Genomic DNA, 10,749 nt, shown 5'->3' with positions numbered 1-10,749 from the left:
CCGGGCCGTTGCTGAACGCCTGAGGCTGATACTCGTAGTGCGCGGCGATAAAGGCCAGCGTCTCGGCGAACAGGTGATTGCCGCTGGCCAGGCTGACGCGCAGGGCTTTCAGGTCAGTCATGCTTCGGTTCCTTGGCAAACGCAGCCTGCTGCTCGGCGCTGGCTTCTTTCTGATACGTGGATTTCCATTCGCTGTAGGGCATGCCGTAAACCACCTCACGGGCATCATCGAGGGTGATCTCGATGTGCTTCTCATCGGCCTCGGCCTTGTACCACTTGGACAGGCAGTTGCGACAGAAACCGGCGAGGTTCATCAGGTCGATGTTCTGCACGTCCTTGCGGCTGTCCAGATGCGCCACCAGACGGCGGAAGGCGGCTGCTTCGAGTTCAAGACGTTGTTGCTCGGTCATGGTCTGCTCTGTCGGTATTAGTAAAGATGGGCTGATGATAAGAGCGGGAGCCAGGCCGGGCAAGCGCGGCCCTGCCACGGCACGCTCAGCAAATCAGCGCGCGGCCGCGAGGGTAATCGACACTGATTCAGCGAAGCGCAGCGCGTGGGGCTTGTCCACTTCAACTTCTGCGTATTGCACCGCTTCATGGCCCATGACCAGGTCGAGCACTTCTTGTGTCAGCCGTTCGAGCAGGGCGAAGCGGTTGCTTTCCACGTGCAGGATGATCGCCTTGGTGATGGTGCGGTAATTCAGCGCGTGGTCGATGTCGTTGTCACGTACCGCTTCCTGCGCCGCGTACAAAATGGTCAGGTTGATCAGCACGTCTTGCTTGTTGAGGATTTCGTCCTCATTGATGCCGATAAACGTACGCAGGCACAGGTCTTTGACCCTGATGCGTGCGGTGCCGGGTTCCAGTCTTGCCATGGACTACTTGCTCCGTCCTATCAATTGCAAAAATTCCATTCGGGTCGTGGTCGACTCGCGGAAAGCGCCGAGCATCACCGAGGTGTTCATGGTCGAGTTCTGCTTCTCAACGCCGCGCATCATCATGCACATGTGCTGTGCCTCAATCACCACCGCCACACCGGCCGCCTTGGTAACGCCCTGAATGGCATCGGCGATCTGCCGCGTGAGGTTTTCCTGAATCTGCAGGCGCCGCGCGAACATGTCGACGATGCGCGCGATTTTCGACAGGCCCAGCACTTTCCCCGTAGGAATATAAGCCACGTGGGCCTTGCCGATGAAGGGCAGCAGGTGGTGTTCGCACAGCGAATACAGTTCGATGTCCTTGACGATCACCATCTCGTCGCTTTCGGATCCGAACAGCGCACCGTTGACGATCTCTTCCAGCGTCTGATCATACCCATGACACAGGTATTGCATCGCCTTGGCCGCGCGCTTGGGCGTATCCAGCAGGCCTTCGCGTTCAGGGTCTTCACCCAGGCCGACGAGGATTTCACGGTAATGCTGTGTCAGTGACAGGGTCATCAATGGTTCCTCGGGGCGGCTTACTTGACGTGCCGTCCGCCGTTTACGGTCAGAGTGGTGCCGGTGACGTACGGGTTATCCAGCAGATAGCGCAGGCTCTGGTAAATCACCTCGGCCCCGGGTTCGATCCCCAGTGCCGATTTTTCCAGGGTGCGCGCGCGATACGCCGCGTCGTCGTGGGGTTGAAACATCAGCATGGCCGGAGCAATGCCGTTGACCTTTATATGCGGTGCGAACCGGGCCGCAAACGACAGGGTCAGGTTCTCCAGCCCAGCCTTGCTGGCGCTGTAGGCGATGTGCTTGCTGCTGCCTTTGCGCGTGACGTCGTCGCTGATGTGGATGATGTCTGCCGTCTCCGAGCGCCGCAGCAGTTCGGCGCAGTGCAAGTTGATAAGGTAGGGCGCCAGCATGTGGACGCTGAACATGCGCACGAACACATCGGCCTCATCCCCGGACGTCTCCGGCAGCCAGTCTGAAGCGTTGTGCACAATGGCCCTCAGGCTGTCGGTGTGTTCCTTGAGCCGGGCGATGAAGCTCAAGACGCTGGCTTCGGACGAAAAATCAGCCTGAAGCACGATCGCCCCCCGTTCTTTCAAACGCTGCACCCCCGGCCGTTCGCTGCGGTAGGTAACGATCACCGGCTGACCTTCCGCCAACAGGCGTTCGGCGCAATACAGACCAACACGCTGGCTGGCGCCAGTGATCAAGACAGGGGCAGGGGAGCAGACCATGGTCGTCACGCATTTATCAACAGGAGGGAGGTCGGACGAATTCGGTGCCAAGGGCAAGCAACGGGTGCCTGCATTACGCCATCGAAAGCGGCCGTGGGGCAACGTTAACCCAACGGCCGATACTTGTACAATGAAGGAAGGATGTACATGTTTTTCGATAGGCAGCTGTGCTGCGACAGTTCACCGCGGGTCAGCTCGAGCGCCCGGGACGGGCGCCCGTTACAGGGCTAACGCGTAGACGCCGGCTCTGTACCGCTGACCGCCGTGGGCGTGCTGCTGTGTAGCCAGCCTGCCAACAGATGGGTCGACAGCGGTATGAACCAGAACACCATCAGCGGCGTGAGAATCAAGGTGCTGATCATGATGCGTGGCAACAGATCCATCTGACTCAGCAGCGGGCCCAGCACGAAGTTGAAGATCAGCGACACCGGGAAAAACGCCAGCCAGATGGCAACGGCCTGCTTCCAGCGCGGCGGCCGCTGGCCGGCTGCGCCAAACCAGCCGTCGATGCCACTGACCCGGTGCACTGAATTCTTCGCAAACAGGCCGCTGCCGCGCACCAGCCAGGAGCGTCGGGAAGCAGAATGCTCCCAGGCGTGCATGGTGGCCTCATTGGCAAAACGGAAAATAATCTGGAATTCGTCATCCCCTGGCGGCGGAGCGAGCACGCCTGACCCTAAATAGCCGGGGAAGTCTGTAGCGAGTTGTTCGCCTTCATGCAGCCAGGCGATCAATTCCTGATAGCGGCCATGGGCGACGCGACGGGCAACCATCAGCGTGACGGGTGAGGTAGACATTGTGTATCTCCGATAAACGAGTGAGGTTCCCGGGTAGGGAAATCACATGACGCACCACCGGGGTGTTGGCGGTGCGTCAGTTTCGCTGGAAAAAGCAAGCAAGGATTATTCCTGAATCTTGCGATAAAGCCAGCGGTGTTTGTCGGACGGAGGAGGGCGCGCTTGAGGAGTCGCCTCTTCTGGCGGTACTAAAGGTGCATCGAGGGGTGAATCTTGCGGTGTTCCTGAAGAATGTACTGACGCAGGCGTTCGGTGTCTTCCTTACTGTTCTGGCTCAACCGATACGCCGCAAGACCATGATGGTTCAGGCGTTCGAAGGTGCCACGCAAGGCGATTGGCGCGTGGCCCTGGGGCGTGAACCAGGCGGCGAAGGACTTCGGCGGCTTGGTCTGCTTCCGCATCTCCAGCAGGATGCCTTTGAATGAGATTTCATGGACCCACAGCGCGGTGGGCGAGCCTTTCTCGGTTTCCAGCGGCACCGGCTCAGGCAGCGTTAGACGCCATGGGCGGATACGCGGACCTTCCTCGAAAATGCTCGGCGCACCCAGCTCCAGATGCAGTGCATGAAACTCGTCTTCCACGAGGTGCAGCGGGAACGTCATTTGCTGATTGTCGAACTGGGCCTGGATCGTGACTTGCTCATGCGCCGCCAGCCGGGTCAGCAGATCCTGGATCTGCACGCCGCCGTTAACCACCAGGCTGCTGGATTTGTCGCGCAAATTCAGCGTGGGGTTGTGCTGCATGTTCTGGATGAACTCCAGTTCATCGGGCGTGAGGAGATTGTCGCGCTGCATGGCCAAGCTCGATTAACCGGTAATTGAAAGAGCAGACAGAAAGTTCGCCGTTAGGTTGCAACCGTTCGTCAGCTGCAGAATGTTACCCCTTCAGGATTTCATTCTCCAGCCGAGCTTGCGCTCGTTCGGCATTAAACTCGACCCCTTTCCGCCGGGCGTATCGCGGATCTATTGGGTCCACCCATATGACGGTGTGGCAGTCGCCCGGTTGTTGATATGGGACAGAGGATCTCACGCATCGTTGAACATCATTTGCGTCAGCGCTTCGTTGTTCTTCTGGCTCTGCCCTCTGCCAAGGCAAGGCAAGCAGTCCGGAACAGGGCGTTGCGCTGAGGCATAATGCCGCACGAATTTACCCGTCTCAGGAACAACCCATGAAAGTCGCGATTATTGCGGGCTCTGTCTATGGCTCCGCGGAAGAGGTGGCTCGCCATGCCCACCAGATCATCAAGGACGCAGGGCACGAAGTGTTTTTCAACCCACGCGCCACGCTTGCCGAACTGCAAGCCTTCGCGCCGCAAGCCCTGCTCGCAGTGAGCTCGACCACCGGGATGGGCGAATTGCCGGATAATATTCAGCCGCTCTATCATCAAATCCGCGACGTATTGCCCGCTGCATGGCGGGGGCTGCCGGGCGGCGTGATTGCCTTAGGTGATGCGAGCTATGGCGATACGTTCTGTGCCGGAGGGGAATTGATGCGCGAATTGTTCAGCGAACTGGGCGTCCGCGAGGTGCAGGAGATGCTGCGTCTGGACGCCAGCGAAACCGTCACACCGGAAAGCGACGCCGAGCCCTGGCTGGCGGAGTTCATCAGCCACCTGAACAGCTGAAGGGCAGGCGTGGTGTTCATGCTGTCAAAACGTCTCACCACTTTGCTCGCGGTGCCAAGCCCGGCACGACTGCGTCTCGAGATCAGTAACGTCCAAACCATCCCGTTGCGTTATCGGCCACCATTCAGCGCGTCCCGTGTTGATTGTGGCCTGACGGCGAGTCGTTGACACTCCGTGACTGTTCGCCAGCTCCTGCGTCTACTACCCCACTCGCCGAGGGCAGCGGGTGCAAAGCCGGCACCATCATAGGGAGAGCGACATGAGTGAGTCCGTACGTTTCGAAGACAAAGTGGTAATCGTCACCGGTGCGGGCGGCGGGCTGGGTCGCGCGCATGCACTGCTCTTCGCACGCCACGGGGCGCGAGTGATCGTCAACGACCTCGGGGGATCGGCCCATGGCGAAGGCGCGAATGCGTCGGCGGCAGATCGGGTGGTTGCGCAAATTCGTGAAGCGGGTGGTGAGGCGATCGCCAATCATGACTCGGTAACCGACGGCGACAAGATCGTGCAGAACGCTCTTGATGCCTTCGGCCGGGTCGATGTGGTGGTTAACAACGCAGGCATTCTGCGCGACAAAAGCTTCGCCAAGATGGAAGACGCGGACTGGGACCTGGTTTACCGCGTGCATGTCGAAGGCGCTTACAAAGTCACCCGTGCCGCCTGGCCCCATCTGCGGGACCAGAACTACGGCCGAATCATCTTCACCTCGTCCACGTCCGGCATTTACGGCAACTTCGGTCAGGCCAACTACGGCATGGCCAAGCTCGGCCTTTACGGTTTGACGCGCACGCTCGCGGTTGAAGGCCGCAAGAACAACATTCTGGTGAACGCCATTGCCCCCACCGGCGGCACCCGCATGACAGAGGGCCTGATCCCGGCCAGCGTGTTCGATCTGCTCAAGCCGGAGCTGGTCAGCCCGCTTGTCGTCTTCCTGGGCAGCGAGCAGTGCCAGGACAGCGCTGGCTTGTATGAAGTCGGCGGCGGCTGGATCGGCAAAGTCCGCTGGGAGCGCAGCCTGGGCGCAGGGTTTGATCCTCATGCAGGCTTCTCACCGGAAGACGTCGCGGCGCAGTGGCAGACCATCAGTGACTTCAGCGACGCCGTGCACCCCACTGACAACGTTGGAGCGCTCAAGGAAATGATGGCCAATCTGCAGAAATTTGCCTGATCGGTCGTTGATCACCAGGCGGCCAGTTCGGGCGATCGAACTGGCCGTTTTTGTAGGAGAGTTATTTGCCGCGACGTAGGAACGGTCTCTGAATCAGGCAATGATTCCGTCTTCATCTTTTCAGCCTAAACCCCGCCACGGGTCGCCCGACACTCCTGAGGATCACCCGATTTTCAGGAGGTTTTATGATTGGCAATTTGAGCAAGGTGCAAGAGCGTCTGAGGGTATACAGCGCCGTCCCGGACAAGCAGTTCAATGTGAAGTCCGGGCTTAACCCTCACGAGGAGGCGGTAAAGCAGAAGGTGCGTCAGTACTGGGCAGACAAGAGCATTCCGGATGTTAAAAAGCTGGAGGGCTTGAATATCAGTCTGACGGGGTTTGATCCGCGCAGAACCAGCAACAGGCAGCTGATGGAAATCGGCGTTCTATTGGCCGAGCGAGGAATCATAGATGGAGACCTCATTCACGCCATGTCCAGCGTCGAGGTTGAGTTTGATGCGCTCGGAAACCAGATCAACAGAGACAAGGAGGTCAATGCGTATCAATTTTTCACGGAGCAATTCGGTCAGCTGCAGGGGGCTATCACGGAGGGCAATGAAATGGCGAAAGGCGCCATGGTCGATTTGAAAACCGCTGTTTCTGTGCTCATGGCATTGGAAGAACATGCAAAGCGTCCTCGCGAGCGTTCATTGGTGAACATTCGCGCCTGAGGAATGTAGGTACTGGGCCTGGGGCACAACCGATGTGCCCCAGGCGTTCAGCTATTACATGGGGACGACGTAACTGCCCGAATAACTGGTTGTTGTGGGACTTTGTAGGTTATCGATTACCAGTCGGAATGTGCCAGCTCCGAACAAGCCTGATGGGTCGTACGTTGTTCCACTTACGGAAGACCAACTTCCACCTCGAAGCTGTTGGACAACGACAGGGACTTGTCCTGAGGCGCCTCTTACCTTGAAGTGATGAGAGGTAGTCCCGCAGGTCACCTTATAGGGCCCGTAAATAACTTTTTCATCTCTCGGATTTACGGTGCCGGCCGGAATAGCGCCTGACATTTTCGTGCAAAAATTCAGGGTGCTCGGTGCAGGTTGCGCTGCTGTTACACCTGAGAGCGACGTCAGGCTTGCTGCCAAAATCAGCAAGGTCATTTTTTCTTGAACATGTTGAAGCTCCATTAGCCATTATCATTGGATATCGTCGCGTGGTGTTTCCACCTCGCCGATGACTAATGTTTAAACAGAACATTGCGTAGGAATGTCGCTTGAAATCCTGTGGGATCTTTCTGAGCTTCGTTTTAGGGCGATTCTGCAGGGCTTATCCTTTGGACTAAACCTTATTCGAGCTGGGACACGAGGCAAAAAAAAGCCGCTGCAATCGCAGCGGCTAAACAAGACGTTGAATCCAGGAGCTTCAGAAATAACGTCGGTGACGGTGGTCGAGCACCCCCCACTTCGCTCAAACACCGATCAATCGGCGGTTTAGTGGTGTGCTCCGATGGCGCGCAGGGTAAGGCGTCTTCGTTAGCCGAAACAGCGCGTTTTCTGACAAGCAGTGTTGCAGCCACAGCAACAGTAGGATGAATTCGCTGTTTGCAAACTAACGCTCCCTTTTCTCGCGCAACGAGTCAGCACCTCTTGCCCGTCACCATCAATAGTTATTCCATCGCCGAGCGCCCCGGCGCGTTAGATGACAGCTCTTTTGGACTGCCCACGTATTTCACACCTCGGCTGGATGCCTTTGTGGCGCGGGCGGTCATCCTGGAGCTATAAAAGATGACTGATCACTTTACTGATACTCACTTGCTCAAGAACGCGGGCTCCTTGCTCGATCATGCAAACAACGAGGGCGAGCTGTCAGCGTTGATGGTGTCGCATTTTCGCCAGGCGCCCACGTTGCGCAAGGCCGCGCGGGAGCTGCTGGTTTTTTCGCTTACGCCAATCACGCGCTTCCCGAATCCCGACGCGCTGTTCATTCACAGGCACCACGCCGGTGGATTCGATCCTGCACCACTCTCCCTGACCGATGCCCTGCTCAATGCGCTCGCGGGCAATTCGGCTCATCTCGATGATCCGAAGGCCATGCTGTCGATGCGAAAAGACTCCAGCCACGTGGAGTATGCATTTCTTGACGTGGACATCGGTACGTTCAGGTCAATGTTGCCAGGCTTAGTGACCACGCTGCCTGGATTCCTGAAATTTAGTCTTGAAGAGTTTTGGACGATCGATAAGCCGACCTTTACCCGGATCCCCGAGGAAGAGGCTGTGATCGGCACGCGCCAAAAGGTCTTTGCAACGTTGCAGTCCTGGGTGTTCTCTCACGCCATCCATTTGGCTGTCGGCAGGCGCCAGCTGGAGACCCGGGATAAAGAGCGGCTACTGAACGTTGTCGACCAGTTGGATTGCAAGGGCCGTTACGCGCTGTCGTTGCGCACCGCGCAGGGCCAGGTTATGCGGCTGCCGGGTACTTATGTGGCGACAGCGCATAACGTCGATGTGATGCCGCTGGTTGCCGATGCCGCCCGTGCAGGCGTCTATTTCTTCAGTCCTGCCGGCGGGGTGGAAAAATTCCTGACGCTCGACGCGTTAGAGGCCGCACTGAAGGAGCGTCTGGCGCAAGACCCTTCGCGCGACATGCTGACTGGGTATCTCTCGCTCGAACATCAGATTCTAATTGCCAACGAGCCGGCGGCTTCGCTGAAGCTGGAGTATTCGCTGTTGAAAGAAACGCCGGCTGCCTGTTTCATCGCCAGTTTGCGTGAGAAGCAGCTGAGCGACGTCGAGCATTTGTTCGGTCACGCGCCGTTGAGCGGCGGCGAACCCGAACCGTTGCTGCGGATGTTCGATGATGCTACCCGCCTGGATGATCTGGAGCAGGCGCTCAATGCCCGATACATCGACTTGCTTGAATTCATGCAGGAGCGTCGCTTGCCGGAGTGGTTGAGGCACGCGGCCCCGGCAGATCGTCAGCGTTATGAAACGCTTGCAGCCGCACAATCGCGCTGTGAAGCTCAGATGCAGGCGCAGCTGGTCGGTATCGAGTCGCCTGAAATCTTTGCCCGGCGAGAGATCGCCGCTTACTTGATGAAGCGCCTGGGCTTCACGTTCGATCCGGCCAAAGTGATGGTCAGTCTGCCGGACGAAATGCCGTTCGCCGATGCGCCCCTGAAGACCGTTTACCGCCATACGCTGTTGGCTTTCGCGCTCGATGGCATGCCGGATCTAAAGCTCACGCTGGCCCCCACTGTCGAGATCGATCCCGCGTACTCACACACAGGCCTGGATTTTGATTTCGTCTGCCAACTGGTGCGAGACCTTGATCTGAAAAAGCGATATGGGCGCGAAGTGGAACGTCGCCACCGCGAGCCAACCGCTTTGAACGCAATCAGCGCGTTGCGCGCCAGCACCCTTGCGTTAAGTGCCTGGGCCGCGAAACTCCAGGGGCATCTGTCGGATCGCGGTCTGTCGTTGATCGAGCGAGCGCAATCGAGCCCTGGCGGTTTTCATTCGATAAACGTTGGCGCCTTGCTCCTCAAGGGGGGCAACCGAAGGCTTGAGGATGTCGTCGTCATTCGGGAGGTCAAGGGAAATGACGAGTTCTATGTGCTCTACGCGCCGGGGCACCCGAATGGTCGTGACCTGTTCGACTTTGATACTTGGCGCAAGCTGTCTCTGGAAGTCGGCAGTTGGACCGGTAGCGCGCGGGGGGCCCAATACCTGCTGGACCAGACTGTCGTCAATTCTGACCAGCATGTTGTGCCGTACATCGAGAGCATCCGGCTGAAACCGTCGCAGTGGTCCGTCGACAGTGTCCAGTTCCTCCCCGTCAGCGGTCCATCCCTGTCAGAAATATTGTTGACCCTGAACCATTACAAGGTCGAGCAAATGCTTGCGCGACATCAGAGCGTTTCCGGTTCACGTATGCAGCACGTTACCGAGCAGCATCGAAGGGCGGCCGTGACCCTGAAACACCGAATTGCGGCGCTGACCGACGCCTACGACCGTTTCGGCATCACGCCCTGGCGCGTGGCAGCTCGACAGGAGTGCGAGCGTCTTATCAACCAGCGTTTGAAAGCTTTGGGTATGCCAGGACGCATTGATCCGGATACCGTGTTTTTCGACATGAAAGGTAAAGCTGGGAAGGGTGAACCGGATTTCGGGCGCTACACCTCGCTCACGTGCCTTACCGACCTGTTCATGGTCGGTTATTCGGAGGAGGAATACACCTTTGGTCCCGACGCCGCGGTCTATTCTTCCATCGGGCAGGACGTCTCAGCGCTGTCGGCGTCTTTCGTTGATGAGATGATTCGCAGCTCCAATTACGCCGATGAGTACATCAAGCAATTGCGCCGGCACACGCGGAGCCTCACCAATTCTCCGCCCGCCAGAGTCCGCGCCCTGTTCGCGCGCAAAACCCACTATGAACTGCGCCGCGACGCTGTGATTGAGTATGTCGCCGGGCGCCTCACCCCCGATCAATACAGCTGGGTGGTACAGATCGCTGCCGGCCTCGATAGCAGCATCGTCGGGAACAAGGTTCAGGTTCCGGGGACGCTCCATCTGTTGATCATGGAGCACAAAACCCTGGGCGGCCTCTACGTTTTGAAACCGGACAAAACCAATGAACGTCTGGGAACGCTGGTCTACACGCCGGGCGCGCCCGATGGCTATTTGTTCCGCCAGGAGGATGACATCGTTCGCTCGGTGCCCCGCCCGGGCATGAGCCGCTACTACTATGATCGGGCCAACTACAGAGCTCAGCGTACGATTGGCACGTTGATGCAAAAGCTTGAGGTGTCTCCCGTTGTCGCAGGCAAACCGTACCAGGTAACACACTCCGCCCCGATCGCCCGTCTTGAGAGTTTGCATGGCATGGCGGTGCAGCACTTGATCGTGGACATCGACGCTCAGACGGAGAGTGTCAACGAGCGACGCCTGCTCAATACCTACACCTTCATACGCAAGTACGGCAAATACGTGGCAGCCCTCAACCC

Annotated in this window: 10 protein-coding genes and 1 pseudogene; 4 read left to right on the top strand and 7 right to left on the bottom strand. The window is 58.1% G+C overall.

Annotated elements, in window-relative coordinates; genetic code table 11:
• The 7 genes and pseudogenes from VF672_RS24595 to VF672_RS12970 all read right to left on the bottom strand — a co-directional run.
• Window positions 1-121: pseudogene (locus VF672_RS24595) on the bottom strand (HopJ type III effector protein); the annotation flags it as partial.
• Window positions 114-410 carry a DUF1244 domain-containing protein gene (locus VF672_RS12995; RefSeq protein WP_331104994.1) on the bottom strand — a complete coding sequence of 99 codons (297 nt, stop codon included), beginning with the start codon at window positions 408-410 and terminating at the stop codon, window positions 114-116. The pseudogene VF672_RS24595 and the gene VF672_RS12995, both read right to left, overlap by 8 nt.
• A gap of 93 nt (window positions 411-503) precedes the next feature.
• The gene (folX, locus tag VF672_RS12990; RefSeq protein ID WP_331104993.1) at window positions 504-875 is read right to left on the bottom strand and encodes a dihydroneopterin triphosphate 2'-epimerase; all 372 of its coding nucleotides are present in this window, start codon (window positions 873-875) and stop codon (window positions 504-506) included.
• A 3-nt stretch (window positions 876-878) separates the two neighbouring features.
• Window positions 879-1,439, bottom strand: coding sequence for a GTP cyclohydrolase I FolE (gene folE, locus VF672_RS12985; RefSeq protein ID WP_331104992.1), 561 nt, complete (start codon window positions 1,437-1,439; stop codon window positions 879-881).
• Between the two features lie 20 nt (window positions 1,440-1,459).
• Window positions 1,460-2,170, bottom strand: a complete 711-nt coding sequence (gene folM / locus VF672_RS12980) for a dihydromonapterin reductase (RefSeq protein ID WP_331104991.1) — start codon at window positions 2,168-2,170, stop codon at window positions 1,460-1,462.
• A 227-nt stretch (window positions 2,171-2,397) separates the two neighbouring features.
• Window positions 2,398-2,967, bottom strand: coding sequence for an antibiotic biosynthesis monooxygenase (locus tag VF672_RS12975; RefSeq protein ID WP_331104990.1), 570 nt, complete (start codon window positions 2,965-2,967; stop codon window positions 2,398-2,400).
• 188 nt (window positions 2,968-3,155) lie between these two features.
• Entirely contained in the window at window positions 3,156-3,761 is a 606-nt protein-coding gene (locus VF672_RS12970) for a hypothetical protein (RefSeq protein ID WP_331104989.1), read from the bottom strand.
• 374 nt (window positions 3,762-4,135) lie between these two features.
• On the opposite strand from VF672_RS12970, the gene VF672_RS12965 reads away from it, so the two are divergent.
• The 4 genes from VF672_RS12965 to VF672_RS12950 form a co-directional block, all read left to right on the top strand.
• Complete coding sequence (locus tag VF672_RS12965) at window positions 4,136-4,591, top strand: flavodoxin (protein ID WP_331104988.1); 456 nt, start codon at window positions 4,136-4,138, stop codon at window positions 4,589-4,591.
• Between the two features lie 259 nt (window positions 4,592-4,850).
• Window positions 4,851-5,759: an SDR family oxidoreductase gene (locus tag VF672_RS12960; RefSeq protein ID WP_331104987.1), complete on the top strand. Its 909-nt coding sequence runs from the start codon at window positions 4,851-4,853 to the stop codon at window positions 5,757-5,759.
• Window positions 5,760-5,944: 185 nt separating this feature from the next.
• A complete protein-coding gene (locus VF672_RS12955) occupies window positions 5,945-6,469 on the top strand; it encodes a hypothetical protein (protein ID WP_331104986.1) in 525 nt (174 codons plus the stop codon).
• Window positions 6,470-7,531: 1,062 nt separating this feature from the next.
• Window positions 7,532-10,749 (top strand): dermonecrotic toxin domain-containing protein (locus VF672_RS12950; protein WP_331104985.1); only part of this gene is annotated, 3,218 nt, incomplete at its 3' end.

Source organism: Pseudomonas sp., from assembly GCF_036387035.1.
Lineage (GTDB): Bacteria > Pseudomonadota > Gammaproteobacteria > Pseudomonadales > Pseudomonadaceae > Aquipseudomonas.
This window is presented reverse-complemented; position numbering and strand designations above follow the sequence as displayed.

Coding starts and splice junctions, on each gene's coding strand:
- VF672_RS12995 (WP_331104994.1), bottom strand. CDS start 410: ATGACCGAGCAACAACGTCTTGAACTCGAAGCAGCCGCCTTCCGCCGT.
- folX (WP_331104993.1), bottom strand. CDS start 875: ATGGCAAGACTGGAACCCGGCACCGCACGCATCAGGGTCAAAGACCTG.
- folE (WP_331104992.1), bottom strand. CDS start 1,439: ATGACCCTGTCACTGACACAGCATTACCGTGAAATCCTCGTCGGCCTG.
- folM (WP_331104991.1), bottom strand. CDS start 2,170: ATGGTCTGCTCCCCTGCCCCTGTCTTGATCACTGGCGCCAGCCAGCGT.
- VF672_RS12975 (WP_331104990.1), bottom strand. CDS start 2,967: ATGTCTACCTCACCCGTCACGCTGATGGTTGCCCGTCGCGTCGCCCAT.
- VF672_RS12970 (WP_331104989.1), bottom strand. CDS start 3,761: ATGCAGCGCGACAATCTCCTCACGCCCGATGAACTGGAGTTCATCCAG.
- VF672_RS12965 (WP_331104988.1), top strand. CDS start 4,136: ATGAAAGTCGCGATTATTGCGGGCTCTGTCTATGGCTCCGCGGAAGAG.
- VF672_RS12960 (WP_331104987.1), top strand. CDS start 4,851: ATGAGTGAGTCCGTACGTTTCGAAGACAAAGTGGTAATCGTCACCGGT.
- VF672_RS12955 (WP_331104986.1), top strand. CDS start 5,945: ATGATTGGCAATTTGAGCAAGGTGCAAGAGCGTCTGAGGGTATACAGC.